Raw genomic sequence first — 14,887 nt, forward strand, 5'->3', positions numbered from 1 at the left:
GCCGTTTGGAGGTCTGCTTCCTTAGTCTGGAAGGACTGTGAACACCGCTGCCCCCGCCCTGACCCCGACCACCCGAGCCCTGGCCTGGTGCCTGCACCTGCTGGTCATCGGCCTGCTCGGCCTGGCCGGCGGCCGGGCCGTGACCGACGGCCGGCCGCACGCCGGGGTGATCGTCGCCGTGGCGGCGGCATGCGCTCTGGTGTACGCGGCCGGGCCGCTCCTGCCCTCCATCCGTCACTCCCGGCGGGCCGCCGCCTGGTGGCTGGCCGCCATGGGTGCCATCTGGGTGGGGCTGCTGGTGCTGTCCGCCGACGGGGTGTGGGTGGCCTTCCCGCTGTACTTCCTCCAGCTCCACCTGCTGCCGCGCCGCGCCGGGCCGCCCGCCGTGGCCGCCACCGCTCTCGCGGCGATCACCGCCTTCGCCGCTCACCAAGGCTCCTTCAGTCCGGCCATGGCGATCGGCCCCGCGCTCGGTGCCGCCGTCGCGATAGCGGTGGTGTGGGGATATCAGGCCCTGTACCAGGAGAGCGAACAGCGCAGGCGCCTGATCGAGGAGCTCACCGCCACCCGCGCCGACCTGGCCCAGGCCGAGCACACCGCCGGCGTGCTGGCAGAGCGCGAGCGTCTGGCCCGCGAGATCCACGACACTCTCGCCCAGGGTCTCTCAAGCATCCAGCTGCTGCTGCGCGCTGCCGAACGCGCCCTGCCGGGCCGGCCCGATGCCGCCACCCGCCACGTGGAGGCGGCCCGCCAGGCCGCCGTGGACAACCTCGCCGAGGCCCGCCGCTTCGTCGCCGCCCTCGCTCCCCCCGCGCTGGAGGGCACCACCCTGGCCGGCGCGCTGGAACGCCTGTGCGCGACCACCAGCGCCCGCCACCGGATCGCGGCACGCTCCCGGCTCACCGGCGACCCGGTGCCGCTGCCGACCGCGCACGAGGTCGCACTGCTGCGCATCGCCCAGTCCGCCCTCGCGAACACCGTCCGCCACTCCCACGCCGGCACCGCCGAGGTAAGCCTCGGCTACCTCGGCGACCATGTCGCCCTCACCGTGGTCGACGACGGCACCGGCTTCGATCCCGACCGGCTGCCCGCGCCCGACCCCGAGAGCGGCGGCTTCGGCCTGGCGGCCATGCGCGCCCGTATGCACGCGCTCGGCGGCACCCTGGCCGTCGAATCCTCCCTCGGCCAGGGCACCACCCTGGCCGCCCGGCTGCCCCTCACCCCGCCCGCCGAGACCAAACCCGAGGCCCGCTCGTGACCGACACACCCATCCGCCTCCTTCTGGCCGACGACCATCCCGTGGTGCGAGCGGGGCTGCGTGCCGTGCTGGAGACCGAACCCGGCCTCGTCGTGGTGGCCGAGGCCGCCACCGCCGAGGACGCCATCGCCCGCGCCACCGAGGGCGACATCGACGTCGTGCTCATGGACTTGCAGTTCGGCAAGGGCATGAACGGCGCCGAGGCCACCGCCGCGATCACCTCCCGACCGGGCGCACCCCGCGTTCTGATCGTCACCACGTACGACTCCGACGCCGACACCCTGCCGGCCATCGAGGCCGGCGCCACCGGCTACCTCCTCAAGGACGCCCCTCCCGAGGACCTGGCGGCCGCCGTGCGCACCGCCGCCGCCGGCCGCACCGCCCTGGCTCCCGCGGTCGCCGAGAGGCTCATGAACCGGCTGCGTGCGCCCCGCACCGCCCTGACCCGGCGCGAGACCGAAGTGCTCGTACTGGTCGCCCAGGGCATGTCCAACCAGTCCATCGGTGACCGCCTCCATCTCACCGAGGGAACCGTCAAATCACACCTGGCCCGCATCTACACCAAGCTCGGCGTCGACTCACGCACCGCCGCCGTCGCCACCGCCACCGACCTCGGCCTGATCCGCCGCTGAACGGACCAGGATCCACCCGTCGCTCGTCTCGCGAGGGACCCGGCGCACGAGGCGGCCGGGGTGGGCGCCGCGACCGCCGTACCCACCCCGGCCGGACTCATCGACAGTCGTCACCCTCGACGGCGACGCGCCAGCCCCACCGCTCCCCCGCCGGCGACCAGCAGCGCCAACGCCCCGCCCACGACATACGGCGTGGCCGAGCTTCCTCCGGTCTCCGCCAGGTTCACCTCCTTCGCAGGCTCACCCTGGGGCTTCACGTCCCCGGCAGGCGCTTCCTGCGGCTTCACGTCCTTCGCGGAGGACTTCTCGGGGGCGGAGGACACCACTGGTGACGACGACGGGACCGGTGCCGACGACGCGACCGGTGCGCCCGTCGGGCTCTCGCACGTCGCGCCCGCCAGCGTCACCTTCCCCTCCACCTCCGCCACGTTCAGCTTCAACGGGTTCACGGACACCGTCAGTTCGAGCGCGGAGGCCGCCGCCGTGCGTGTGGTGGTGCGCGTCGGCGCCACGTCGAGGCGTACCTCACCGACGCCTGGCACCTTCACCTCCGTGGTGCCTCCGGCGGACAGCGTCACCTTCTTGCCGAGCACGGTCACCGCGCCCAGCAGGTTCGCCGTGGCGACCGGCTTCTGTCCGGCCTCACAGACCGCCTTCGAGGTAACGCCGTCGATCTCGATGAGGGACAGCAGCGGCAGACCGGGCACGTGGACGCGGGCGTGCGCGAGGCGGGTCGAAGCCTCCGCGCGCGTCGCGGACACCGTGGCCTTCGTGGTGGCGACATCGGCTCGCAGCACGTTGAACGGCCGCCCGCCGTCGACGCCGTCGAGGCGGGCCGACAGCGCGGTCTGCTCGGCGCTCTGCGGCGCCTGTACCTCGTTGAGGGAGACCGAGAGGGGAACGTTCACACTCTTGTTGAGCAGGGACACGTCGAGCCCGGTGCGCAGCACGACGGCGCCGGCACGACCATGGTCAGTGGTCGCGTGCGCGGAGCCCGCGCCGGCCAGCGCCGCGGGACCGGCGGCCAGGCAAGTGGCCGTCGCGACGGTGGCGAGACGGCGTGCGGGCATACGGAAGTTGGTGTTCAAGGTGGTGGGACCCCCAGTGAGGACAAGCTTGGGACCCGGAAAGAATCACCGTCCGCGGAACACGGCGTCAGCAATACCGCACGACTTCACTCCAACGTGGCCCCGTCGCCCACGTGTTCGGAATTCGCGGCACACCTGTTCCCCGTCGCCACCACCGCATCACCCACACCGGGGGCGTGACGGAGGCACGCGGTCGTCGTCGGCGCCTAACCGACGACCTGCCCGTTCAGCACCACCCGACGCGGCGCAGCCAGCACCCGTACGTCCGCGCGCGGGTCCGTCTCGTACACCACGAGGTCCGCCGGTGCCCCCTCGTCCAGCCCGGGGCGTCCGAGCCATGCCCGTGCGCCCCACGCGGTCGCCGAGAGAGCAGCCACCGGCGGGATCCCGGCGGTCACCAGCTCCGCCACCTCCGCCGCCACCAGCCCGTGGGGCAGCGAGCCGCCCGCGTCGGTGCCCACGAACACCGGGATCCCCGCGTCGTACGCGGCCCGCACCGTGTCGTACCGCCGCTCGTACAGCCGTCGCATATGCGCCGACCAGCGCGGGAACTTGCTCTCACCGCCGTCCGCGAGCTTCGGGAAGGTCGCGATGTTCACGAGGGTCGGGACGATCGCCACGCCCCGCTCGGCGAACAGCGGGATCGTCTCCTCCGTCAGACCGGTGGCATGTTCGATGCAGTCGATGCCCGCCTCGACCAGATCCGCGAGCGAGTCCTCCGCGAAGCAGTGGGCGGTGACGCGCGCGCCCAGGCGGTGCGCCTCCGCGATCGCTGCCTGGACGGCCTCGCGCGGCCAGCACGCGGACAGGTCGCCGGCCTCCCGGTCGATCCAGTCGCCGACCAGCTTGACCCAGCCGTCGCCGCGCCGCGCCTCCTGCGCGACATAGGCGACGAGGTCCTCGGGTTCGACCTCCCAGGCGTAGTTGCGGATGTAGCGCCGGGTGCGAGCAATGTGCCGGCCGGCCCGGATGATCTTGGGGAGGTCGTCACGGTCGTCGATCCACCGTGTGTCTGACGGCGAGCCCGCGTCACGGAGCAGCAAGGTGCCGGCGTCACGGTCGTTCAACGCCTGCTTCTCGGAGACGTCGTCGGAAACCGGGCCGTGGGCGTCGAGGCCGACGTGACAGTGCGCGTCGACCAGGCCGGGCAGCGCCCAGCCCTCGACGGTACGGACGTCGCGGGCGCCGGCGGGACGGTCGTAGGCGATCCGGCCGCCGACCACCCACACCTCGTCGCGGACGTCCTCGGGTCCGACGAGCACCCGCCCCTTCACATGCAGCACCGCGTGATCGCTCATGTACCGCACCTTAGTTCGGCCCCGGCCGGTCCCGTCCACCCGTCGGAGGTCTTCTTCTCGGGAAGTGCCGGAGGGCTCGCGCCACGGCCGGCCGCGCCGTCCTCCTCGGTCGCTGCCAAACCACCGGTGAAGGGGCGGGAGGGGCGCCGGATACCCTCGACTCCGTCGATCCCGTGAGTGAAGAGAGCACCGCCGTGACCCACCCCTACCTGGACCTCGCCCCGCTGAGCGCCGCCCGCTTCGCCTCCATCGAGGACCGTGTGGCGCGACTGCTCTCCACCGCGCAGGACGTCGTGATCATGCAAGGCGAGGCGCTGCTGCCGCTGGAAGGCGCGATCCGCGGGTGCGCCGGGCCCGGTACGACGGCGCTGAACGTGATCACGGGTCCGTACGGGCAGACCTTCGGCGACTGGCTGCGGGACTGCGGGGCGACGGTCCACGACCTGGCCGTGCCGTTCCACACGGCGGTCACCGCCGACCAGATCCGCCAGGCGCTGGCCGAGCACCCGGAGACCGACTTCGTGTCGCTGGTGCACGCGGAGGCGGCGACCGGGAACACGAACCCGGTGGCGGAGATCGGCGCGGTCGTACGGGAGCACGGTGCGCTGTTCTACCTGGATGCCGTCGCCTCGATCGGCGCCGAGCCGGTGCTGCCGGACGCCTGGAGCGTGGACCTGTGCGTGATCGGGGCGCAGAAGGCGATGGGCGGCCCGGCGGGCGTCTCGGCGGTGTCGGTGAGTGAGCGGGCGTGGGCCCGCATGGCCGCGAACCCCCGGGCGCCGCGCCACTCGTACCTGTCGCTCCTCGACTGGAAGGAGCGCTGGATCGACGGCGGCCGGAAGGCGCTGCTGCACGCGCCGGCCCAGCTCGAGATGCTGGCGCTGGAGGCGTGCGTGGAGCGGATCGAGGCGGAGGGGCTGGAGACGGTGATGGCCCGGCACCGGTCCGCCGCGGCGGCGACGCGGGCCGGTGCGGTCGCTCTGGGCGGGGGCCTGGAGCCGTATGTGCACAAGGCCGCGGAGGCCGCGCCGGTCGCCACGACGCTGCGGTCGCCGTCCGGTGTGGTCGCGGCGGAGCTGGTGGCGAGGGCCCTGGAGGTGGACCCGGCGCTGCCGCTGGCCGCCGGCGGGGGTGCGCTGGCGAAGGAGATGATCCGCGTCAACCACTACGGGGCCGGCGCGGCGGTGGAGGTCGTGCAGGCGAGCCTGGCCGCACTGGGCACCGCGCTCGCCGCGTCCGGGGCCCCGGTGGACGTGGAGGCGGCCAAGCAGGCGGCTGCGGCGGCCTGGCAGTAGACCGGTAGTGCGCGGGGGCGGGGCCGGAGGGGCCTCGCCCCCGTAATCGTCGACGGAGTGACCGGTACCTGAAATCGGCATTGCTCCGCGAAACCCCTTCTCGCAATTATCGAATTCTCCCCAATACAGCTTCCCGCATTCTTCTGCCCGCTTTTCCGCGACCTAAACACAGAGATTTTTCGAGCACCGGCCGACGCAATCCTGGCTGCTCCCACAAGAATTTACCCGGGTGTGACCGACCCCACATCGCACTCTATTTGCCCGCTATTTCACGGACAAATTACCACCAATAGCCCCGGCTTCGCGTGGACATGCGCGCCCGCGTGATAACACACAAGGCCTCTTCCCGTAACCCCGCGCGGCGATGCGATCTCGCATTTTGCTAGGTAAATTCCATCTGCATGACCGCCGCCCAAGCAGACCTGCAAGCGGAATTCCTGGAATTGCCGGACGGGATACGGATCGACCGCCCCGAGGTGACGGACGGGGCCGCGCTCTGGCGCATCGCCAAAGACTCCGAGGCCCTCGACCTCAACTCCTCCTACAGCTATCTGCTGTGGTGCCGTGACTTCGCCGGTACCTCGGCGGTGGCACGTACCGGCGACGGGCGACCCGTCGGATTCGTCACCGCGTACCTGCGGCCCGACCGCCCCCGCACCCTTCTGGTGTGGCAGGTGGCGGTGGACGCCGCCCACCGCGGACGCGGGCTCGCCGCGCGACTGCTCGACGCGCTCACGGCGCGGGTGGCGGCCGAGCACGGGGTGACCGGGATCGAGACGACGATCACCCCCGGCAACACCGCGTCCGAACGGCTCTTCACCTCGTTCGCCACCCGGCACGGCGCGGGCGTCGAGCGCGACGTCCTGTTCGAGGCGCGCCAGTTCCCCGACGAACCGCACGACCCCGAGGTCCTCTACCGCATCAGTCCCCTCGCCGCCTGACCGCCCCCGACTCCCCTCCCCACACAATCCGTTGCTCCCCACGCACTCCGTCCCTCCCCCACATACCGAGGAGCGTTTCCGCGTGACCATCACCCAGCCAGACCTCAGCGTCTTCGAGACCGTGGAGTCGGAGGTGCGCAGCTACTGCCGCGGCTGGCCCACCGTCTTCGACCGCGCGCAGGGCAGCCGCATGTACGACGAGGACGGGCACGAGTACCTCGACTTCTTCGCCGGCGCCGGGTCTCTCAACTACGGCCACAACAACCCCGTGCTGAAACGGGCGTTGATCGACTATCTGGAGCGGGACGGTGTCACCCACGGGCTCGACATGTCCACCGTCGCCAAGCGCTCCTTCCTGAGGACCTTCCAGCATCTCGTCCTGGGGCCGCGCGACCTGCCGTACAAGGTCATGTTCCCGGGACCCACCGGCACCAACGCCGTCGAGTCCGCCCTCAAGCTCGCCCGCAAGGTGAAGGGACGCGAGGCCATCGTGTCCTTCACCAACGCCTTCCACGGGATGTCCCTGGGGTCCCTCGCCGTCACCGGCAACGCCTTCAAGCGCGCCGGCGCCGGGATCCCGCTCGTCCACGGGACCCCCATGCCCTTCGACCACTACCTCGACGGCAGGGTCCCGGACTTCCTGTGGTTCGAGCGGCTGCTCGAGGACCAGGGGTCCGGGCTCAACCGCCCCGCAGCCGTCATCGTCGAGACCGTCCAAGGCGAGGGCGGCATCAACGTCGCCCGGCCCGAGTGGCTGCGCTCCCTCGCCGACCTGTGCGCGCGCCGCGACATGCTGCTGATCGTCGACGACATCCAGATGGGCTGTGGGCGTACCGGTGCCTTCTTCTCCTTCGAGGAGGCCGGGATCGTGCCCGACATCGTCACCGTGTCCAAGTCCATCAGTGGCTACGGACTGCCCATGTCACTGTGCCTGTTCAAACCGGAACTGGATGTCTGGGAGCCCGGCGAGCACAACGGCACCTTCCGTGGCAACAACCCCGCGTTCGTCACGGCCACCGCCGCCCTGGAGTCCTACTGGAGCGACGGGTCCGCCATGGAGAAGCAGACCCGGGCGCGCGGCGAGCAGCTCGAGCAGGAGCTGATCTCGATCAGCGAGGAGAACCTCGCCGACGTCAGGGAGTACCGCGGGCGCGGACTGGTGTGGGGTCTGGAGTTCCACGACCGGCGGCGTGCCGGGCGCGTCGCGCGCCGCGCCTTCGAGCTCGGGCTGCTCGTCGAGACCTCGGGCCCCGAGGGCGAGGTCGTCAAGCTGCTCCCGGCCCTGACCATCACCCCCGACGAGCTGGACGAGGGCCTGGCTGTCCTCGCCCGCGCCGTCCGCGAGACCGCCTGAAACACCGATGAGAAAAGACGGGCAAGACCAAGAAGGAGGCGTCGTAGCACCGTGATCGTCCGTTCGTTCAAGGACATCGAAGGCACCGACCGGCATGTGAAGGCCGCGTCCGGCACCTGGGAGAGCAAGCGCATCGTCCTCGCCCGGGAGAAGGTCGGCTTCTCCCTCCACGAGACGATCCTGTACGCGGGCACGGAGACGACGATGTGGTACGCGAACCACATCGAGGCCGTCGTGTGCGTCGAGGGTGAGGCCGAACTCACCGACCAAGAGACCGGGAAGACGTACTCGATCACGCCGGGGACCATGTACCTCCTCGACGGGCACGAGCGGCACACGCTGCGGGTCAAGGAGGACTTCCGCTGCATCTGCGTCTTCAACCCGCCCGTGACCGGACGGGAGGACCACGACGAGAGGGGCGTCTACCCCCTGCTCACCGAGGAGGTGTGACAACGCCGTGACCACTCTCACCCCCGACCTGTATCCCAGCCGCGGCGCCACCGAGGTGTCCGTCCCGCGCCAGGACCCGGTCGTCTGGGGCGCGCCCGACACACCCGGGCCGTTCTCCGTCGCCGATCTCCAGGCATACGAGCGCGACGGCTTCTTCGCCCTCGACACGCTGCTCACCGAGGACGAAGTAGCCGTCTACCGACAGGAATTGCAGCGGCTCGTCACCGATCCGGAGATCCGTGCCGACGAACGGTCGGTGCTGGAGCCGAGGTCGAAGGAGATCCGGTCCGTCTTCGAGGTGCACCGGATCAGCGAGGTGTTCGCGGGGCTCGTGCGCGACGAGCGCGTCGTCGGCCGGGCGCGGCAGATCCTCGGCTCGGACGTGTACGTCCACCAGTCGCGGATCAACGTCAAGCCCGGTTTCGGGGCGAGCGGCTTCTACTGGCACTCCGACTACGAGACCTGGCACGCCGAGGACGGCCTGCCGCACATGCGGACGGTGTCCGTCTCGATCGCGCTGACCGAGAACCACGACACCAACGGCAGCCTCATGATCATGCCGGGTTCGCACCGGACGTTCCTCGGGTGCGCGGGAGCCACACCCAAGGACAACTACAAGAAGTCGCTGCAGATGCAGGACGCGGGCACACCGTCCGACGAGGCGCTGACCGCGATGGCGAGCCGCCACGGCATCAAGCTGTTCACGGGCCGGGCCGGTTCGGCGACCTGGTTCGACTGCAACTGCATGCACGGCTCCGGGGACAACATCACCCCGTTCCCGCGCAGCAACGTCTTCATCGTGTTCAACAGCGTGGAGAACGCGGCGGTGGAGCCGTTCGCGGCGCCGGTGCGCAGGCCGGAGTTCATCGGGGCCAGGGACTTCACTCCGGTGCGCTGAGACCTGCCCCGACCCAGCGGGCCGCCCGTCCCCGACCGGACCGGCGGCCCGCTCGCTGCGCGCCCCGGCTCAGCCCGCCAGGACCTCCAGGAGTCGGTCGACGTCCGCGGGCGTGTTGTACAGGTGGAAGGCGACCCGCAGATTGCCCGCGCGGTCCGAGACCTCGACGCCGGCCCGGCTCAAGTCGCCCTGTCGGTGGCCGAGTCCGGGCACGGAGACGATCGGGGAGCCGGGGGCGGGCACCGGTGCGACGTCCAGTGCGCGCAGGCCGGCCCGGAAGCGGTCGGCGAGGGCGAGGTCGTGGGCACGGACCCGCTCCACACCCAGTTGCTCCAGCAGTTCCAGGGAGTGGCGGGCGCCCGCGTAGGAGAAGAGAGCGGGGCTCTCGTCGAACCGGCGTGCGGAATGGGCGAGTTCGGCGACCGGCCCGTAACAGCTGTCCCAGGGCTCCTCGCCCGCCACCCAGCCCGCGAAGAGGGGCGTGAGGGAGCCGAGGTCGTCCGGCACCACCAGGAAGGCCACGCCGCGCGGGCACAGCAGCCACTTGAAGGCGACGGCGGTGACGTAGTCGTACGCGCCCGCGTCGAACTCCAGCCAACCGGCGGCCTGTGACGCGTCCACATACGTACGGGCACCGTGCTCGCGGGCGGCCTCGCTCAGGGCGGGCAGGTCGGCGATCCGGCCGTCGGCGGACTGCGCCGCGCTGACCGCCACGAGCGCCGTGCCGGGCCCGACGGACTCGGCGATCCGCTCCAGCGGGACCGTACGGACCCTGAGGTCACGGCGCATGTGGAAGGGGTTCACGAGGGAGCTGAAGTCGCCCTCGGCGGTGAGCACCTCGGCTCCCTGTGGGAGCGAGGCGGCGATCAGCCCGGTGTAGACGGCCACCGAGGCCCCGGCCGCCACCCGGCGGACAGGGACCCCGGCCAACCGGGCGAAGGAGGCACGGGAGGCCTCGACATCGGCGGACATGTCGATCGGCTGCCCGGCGGCGGCCGACTCCAGCGCGGCGCGCATGGCCTCCACCGTGCGGGAAGGCGGCAGCCCGGTGCTCGCGGTGTTCAGATAGGTGTTCTTCGGAGCGAACTCGGCACGGACGAGGGTCTCGAAGGTCTCCATGGGACTACTGTGCGGCCCGGAAAACCCCAGGTCCATTGCCGATTCCTGCGTGTTTCCGCTAAGCAGCGCTTATACATCCGCGCCGACCTGCGCTTCGCTCAGCGCTGTGGCACGGCGCACCCGTCCGGACCGCACGCCTCCGCTTCCGCGTCCGCCTGCTGGACCGGCTTCAGCGGCGACCGCTCACCCCACGCCTGCGAAAGCGCCTGCGCGAAGACCTCCGCGGGCTGGGCGCCGGAGATGCCGTACGTACGGTCGAGGACGAAGAACGGCACGCCGTTCGCGCCCAGCTCGGCGGCCTCACGCTCGTCGGCGCGCACGGCGTCGGCGTACGCGGTGGGGTCGGCGAGGACCTTGCGGACGTCGTCGACGTCGAGCCCGGCCTCCACGGCCAGCTCGGCCAGCCGCTCGTCGCCCTCGGTGAAGACGGACCGCTCCTCGGCGAAGTTCGCCCGGTACAGGATCTGGATCAGCTCGTCCTGCTTGCCCCGCTCCTTGGCGAGGTGCAGCAGGCGGTGCATGTCGAAGGTGTTGCCGTGGTCGCGGCCCGTGCTGCGGTAGGGAAGGCCCTCGGCGGCGGCCTGTGTGCCCAGGTTGTCCTCCCCGGCCTGGGCCTGCGCCTCGCTCATCCCGTACTTCCTGGTGAGCATCGTGAGGACGGGCTCGACATCGCCCTTGGCACGGCCCGGGTCCAGCTCGAAGGAGCGGTGCACCACCTCGACCTCGTCACGGTGCGGGAAGGCCTGCAGCGCCTTCTCGAAGCGGGCCTTGCCGACGTAGCACCAGGGGCAGGCGATGTCGCTCCAGATCTCGACGCGCATATCTTCGGCTTCTCTCCAGTTCGCACGGGTACGGAGGCTCCCTCCGCGGAGTGTATGAACGTTCAAGCGGTTGTTTTCATTCCATCCTCCAGGTGCCCGCTCAGGTCTTCGATACGCTGAACGCCGTCTCTGGTGATGAACACGGCCGGGAGGGCTCGGAGGCCGTGCCTCCAGGCTCCCGTCGAGCGAAGGAGGCAAGGGCGATGCCGGCAGGCGAGACGGCTGGCGGGACGCAGGTCAAGTCCGCCGTACGGACGGTCGAGTTGCTCGAGTACTTCGCCGGCCGCCCCGGTATGCACTCCCTGACCGCGGTGCAGGAGGCCGTGGGCTACCCCAAGTCGAGCCTCTACATGCTGTTGCGCACGCTCGTGGACCTGGGCTGGGTGGAGACGGACGCGACGGGCACGCGGTACGGCATCGGGGTACGGGCGCTCCTGGTCGGCACGTCGTACATCGACGGCGACGAGGTGGTGGCAGCGGCCCGTCCGACGCTGGACCGGCTGTCGGACGACACAACGGAGACGATCCACCTGGCGCGGCTGGACGGCACGAACGTGGTGTACCTCGCGACCCGCCAGTCGCAGCACTACCTGCGTCCCTTCACCCGCGTCGGCCGTCGGCTGCCCGTGCACTCCACGTCCCTGGGCAAGGCGCTGCTGAGCACGTACACCGACGAGCAGGTCCGCACGATGCTGCCTGAGACGCTGCCCGCGCTGACGGAGCACACCATCACCGACCGGGAGGAGCTCATCGAGGAGTTGCACCAGGTCCGGGAGCAGGGCTTCGCCGTCGACCGCGAGGAGAACACGCTGGGCCTGCGCTGCTTCGGGGTCGCCATCCCCTACCGCACCCCGGCCCGCGACGCGATCAGCTGCTCGGTGCCGGTGGCCCGGCTGGCCCCCGCACACGAGCAGACGATCAAGGACGCGCTGTTCGACGCGCGGGACCATCTCGCCCTGGCGACACGGAGGCTGTGAACATGGAGATCGTCCTTACTCGATCGTGTGATCGTCGACTCTCGGGCTTGCAGTGCGCTGGGCTGTTCGGGTTAGGGCGTGTTTCGAAAGTCCCGTCGTCCGCCCGAAGGGCGGGCCCCGCGGCGTCTGGTGCGGTGCCTCGCAAGGCGGAGGGTCGCCCGTCATCGGTCTGCCCCGCGACTTCTAAGGCATCTGCCTGATCCCTCCCCCATGGCCTTAGCACCACGATGACCAGGCATGACGAAGACATGGACCGGGGCGCTCGTGCTCCGCGACCGCAATGCGGGGCTCTATCTGGCCGGGGTCGTGGTCTCCGCCTTCGGCACGTCGGCGATGGGGCTGGCGGCCGGGGTGTGGGTCAAGGAGCTCACGGGCTCGGACGGCCTGGCCGCCCTGTGTCTGCTCGCCATGTGGGCGCCGTCCCTGATCGGCCCCGCCCTGGGCACACTCGCCGACCGCACCCGCCGCAAGCCGCTGTTGATCTGGACGAACCTGGCCCTGGCACTTCTCCTGCTCGCCCTCTTCGCCGTCGACTCCCCGGGCCGGGTGTGGCTCGTGTACGTCGTGCTGTTCCTGTACGGCGCGGCGGGGATCGTGCACGACGCGGCCGAGTCGGCACTGGTCGCCGCCGCCGTCGACAGCTCACTGCTGGGCGACTTCAACGGGCTGCGGATGACGGCCAACGAGGGCATGAAGCTGGTCGCCCCGCTGGCGGGGGCGGGCCTGTACGCGGCCTACGGTGGACCGGCTGTGGCGTTCCTGGACGCGGTCACGTTCCTGCTGGCCACGGTTCTGTACGCACGTCTCCGGGTCCACGAGACCCGCCCGGAGAAGCCCGTCGCGGGCTGGCGGGCGCAGACGGCCGAGGGCGCCCGCTACCTGTGGGCGCACCGCACGCTGCGGCCCCTGGTCCTGGCGGGCGGCGCCACGATGCTCTTCGCCGGTGTCAACGGCGCCATGGTCTACTCCGTCGTCGACGGGCTCGGGCACTCCCCCGCGTACGCCGGTGTGCTCGCCGCTGTCCAGGGGATCGGCTCGGTGGCGGTGGGACTGGTCTCAGGCCCGGCTCTGCGCCGCCTGGGCGAGCGCGGTTTCGCGGGCTGGGGCATCGCCTTGACGGCTGTCGGCGTGGCGTTGCGGGCGATCCCGTCCGACCCGGTGGCGTTGATGTGCAGCGCGGCGATCGGCGTAGGGCTGCCCTGCGCGCTGATCGCGGCGTTCACCGCGGTGCAGCGGGAGACGCCCGGTTCGCTGCTGGGCCGTACGGCCGCCACGGCGAACACGCTGCTCTTCGCGCCGAACGCGGTAGGACTGGCCCTGGGTGCGGGGCTGGTGGAGCCGGTCGGCCACCAAGTGCCGCTGGTGGTGCTGGGACTGCTGCTGCCGTGGGTGACGGTCCTGCTGCGTCAGAGCCCGGATTCGGTAAGGGAACGGCAAAGCGGTGTCGCTCGTTGACCCGGCATGACCGCTATGACCCCCGGCTCGAACATCCCTCTCTCCGTCGCCCGTGTGACGGTGGACGTCGCCGCACCGGTGCGGCTCGACGTATCGGGCCTGCTGCTCACTGCCGACGGCAAGGTGCGCTCCGACGACGACTTCATCTTCTACAACCAGCCGGCCGGCCCGGGGGTGACGTACCGTTCGGGCGGCGGCACGGCCCCCGACGCGGTCACCGTCGACACGGCCTTGCTGCCCCCGGGCATCGAGAAGGTCGTCGTCACGGCGAGCCCCGACGCCGCGGGCCAGACCTTCCAGGGCGTCGAGCCGACGGCCACGATCCGCGATGCGGCCGACAACAGCATCCTGGCCACGTTCACACCGCCGCGGCTCGGCACCGAGACGGCGCTGGTGGTCGTGGAGATCTATCTGCGCAACGGACAGTGGAAGGCCCGTGCCGTCGGCCAGGGATACGCCAACGGCCTGGCGGGCATCGCCACCGACTTCGGCGTCACCGTGGAGGAACCCGCGGCCCCGCCGCAGCCGGTGGCACCCCCGCCGCCCGCATCGCAGGCGGCGGTGACCGCTCCCCCGATGCCGGCCGCCCCGCCGACCCCGCCCGCCGCAGCCCCCGGTGCCGGAAAGGTCAACCTCGACAAGGGCCGGATCAGCCTCCAGAAGAACCAGACCGTCTCCCTCGTCAAGGGCGGCCGCCCGCTGTTCACCCAGGTCAAGATGGGTCTCGGCTGGGAGCCCGCCTTCCGCGGCAAGGACATCGACCTGGACGCCTCCGTGATCGCGTACGGCCCGCAGCGCGACCACGTCGACAGTTGCTACTTCGGCAAGCTGAGCATCCTGAACGGTGCGATCAAGCACTCCGGTGACAACCTCACGGGCGAGGGCAGTGGTGACGACGAGGTGATCGTGGTCGACCTGGGCCGCCTGCCCCAGGAGGTCACCGGTCTGGTCTTCACCGTGAACTCCTTCTCCGGGCAGAAGTTCACGGAGGTCGCCAAGGCGTACTGCCGCCTCGTCGATGCCGCGACCGACGAGGAACTCGTCCGCTTCGACCTCACGCACACGGAGCCGCAGACCGGCGTGATGATGGCCAAGCTCGTCCGCCAGTTCTCCGGGGAGTGGGACATGACGGCCATGGGCGGCTTCGTCAAGGCCCGCACGGTACGGAACATGGTGAAGCCCGCGGCGGAGGCACTGTAGGGCAGAAGCGCCCGCGCGAGACCGGTCTCCGGCACCGGCGCTCCGACGCCTAGGGGCCCGCACCGTGGTGCGGGCCCCTAGCGTTGATTGATTCAGCAGTG

General features: G+C 71.0%; 14 protein-coding genes. 10 read left to right on the forward strand and 4 right to left on the reverse strand.

What is annotated here, in order from left to right; translation table 11 throughout:
- The first annotated feature begins 37 nt into the window (after positions 1-37).
- Positions 38-1,258, forward strand: coding sequence for a sensor histidine kinase (locus ACWDEX_RS14925; protein WP_450463728.1), 1,221 nt, complete (start codon positions 38-40; stop codon positions 1,256-1,258).
- A complete protein-coding gene (locus ACWDEX_RS14930; RefSeq protein ID WP_450463729.1) occupies positions 1,255-1,890 on the forward strand; it encodes a response regulator in 636 nt (211 codons plus the stop codon). Before ACWDEX_RS14925 ends, ACWDEX_RS14930 begins: the two co-directional genes overlap by 4 nt.
- Positions 1,891-2,000: 110 nt before the next feature.
- Here the strand turns inward: ACWDEX_RS14930 and ACWDEX_RS14935 are convergent, their stop codons facing one another.
- Together ACWDEX_RS14935 and ACWDEX_RS14940 are read right to left on the reverse strand one after the other, a co-directional pair.
- Positions 2,001-2,960, reverse strand: a complete 960-nt coding sequence (locus ACWDEX_RS14935) for an SCO1860 family LAETG-anchored protein (RefSeq protein ID WP_450463731.1) — start codon at positions 2,958-2,960, stop codon at positions 2,001-2,003.
- A gap of 224 nt (positions 2,961-3,184) precedes the next feature.
- On the reverse strand, positions 3,185-4,276 hold the full coding sequence (locus tag ACWDEX_RS14940; RefSeq protein ID WP_450463733.1) for an amidohydrolase family protein: 1,092 nt from the start codon (positions 4,274-4,276) through the stop codon (positions 3,185-3,187).
- Between the two features lie 194 nt (positions 4,277-4,470).
- Here ACWDEX_RS14940 and ACWDEX_RS14945 point away from each other — a divergent pair, with 194 nt between their 5' ends.
- From ACWDEX_RS14945 to thpD, 5 genes are all read left to right on the forward strand, one after another.
- Positions 4,471-5,571: a pyridoxal-phosphate-dependent aminotransferase family protein gene (locus tag ACWDEX_RS14945; RefSeq protein WP_450463858.1), complete on the forward strand. Its 1,101-nt coding sequence runs from the start codon at positions 4,471-4,473 to the stop codon at positions 5,569-5,571.
- A gap of 401 nt (positions 5,572-5,972) precedes the next feature.
- Positions 5,973-6,512, forward strand: a complete 540-nt coding sequence (ectA, locus tag ACWDEX_RS14950; protein ID WP_450463735.1) for a diaminobutyrate acetyltransferase — start codon at positions 5,973-5,975, stop codon at positions 6,510-6,512.
- Positions 6,513-6,594: 82 nt separating this feature from the next.
- Positions 6,595-7,866 (forward strand): diaminobutyrate--2-oxoglutarate transaminase, encoded by a 1,272-nt coding sequence (gene ectB, locus ACWDEX_RS14955; protein WP_450463736.1) that lies wholly within the window; start codon positions 6,595-6,597, stop codon positions 7,864-7,866.
- Positions 7,867-7,917: 51 nt separating this feature from the next.
- Positions 7,918-8,316, forward strand: coding sequence for an ectoine synthase (locus tag ACWDEX_RS14960; RefSeq protein ID WP_450463737.1), 399 nt, complete (start codon positions 7,918-7,920; stop codon positions 8,314-8,316).
- Positions 8,317-8,323: 7 nt separating this feature from the next.
- A complete protein-coding gene (gene thpD / locus ACWDEX_RS14965) occupies positions 8,324-9,214 on the forward strand; it encodes an ectoine hydroxylase (protein ID WP_450463739.1) in 891 nt (296 codons plus the stop codon).
- A gap of 69 nt (positions 9,215-9,283) precedes the next feature.
- Here the strand turns inward: thpD and ACWDEX_RS14970 are convergent, their stop codons facing one another.
- Positions 9,284-10,369, reverse strand: a complete 1,086-nt coding sequence (locus ACWDEX_RS14970; protein ID WP_450463740.1) for an aminotransferase class V-fold PLP-dependent enzyme — start codon at positions 10,367-10,369, stop codon at positions 9,284-9,286.
- 62 nt (positions 10,370-10,431) lie between these two features.
- Positions 10,432-11,154 (reverse strand): DsbA family oxidoreductase, encoded by a 723-nt coding sequence (locus ACWDEX_RS14975; protein WP_450463741.1) that lies wholly within the window; start codon positions 11,152-11,154, stop codon positions 10,432-10,434.
- Between the two features lie 203 nt (positions 11,155-11,357).
- On the opposite strand from ACWDEX_RS14975, the gene ACWDEX_RS14980 reads away from it, so the two are divergent.
- The 3 genes from ACWDEX_RS14980 (at position 11,358) to ACWDEX_RS14990 (ending at position 14,786) form a co-directional block, all read left to right on the forward strand.
- Positions 11,358-12,131 (forward strand): IclR family transcriptional regulator, encoded by a 774-nt coding sequence (locus ACWDEX_RS14980; protein ID WP_450463742.1) that lies wholly within the window; start codon positions 11,358-11,360, stop codon positions 12,129-12,131.
- 237 nt (positions 12,132-12,368) lie between these two features.
- Positions 12,369-13,586, forward strand: coding sequence for an MFS transporter (locus ACWDEX_RS14985; RefSeq protein ID WP_450463743.1), 1,218 nt, complete (start codon positions 12,369-12,371; stop codon positions 13,584-13,586).
- Positions 13,587-13,601: 15 nt separating this feature from the next.
- Positions 13,602-14,786 (forward strand): TerD family protein, encoded by a 1,185-nt coding sequence (locus ACWDEX_RS14990; protein WP_450463860.1) that lies wholly within the window; start codon positions 13,602-13,604, stop codon positions 14,784-14,786.
- Positions 14,787-14,887: the final 101 nt, after the last annotated feature.

This window comes from Streptomyces sp. NPDC001020, assembly GCF_053599115.1.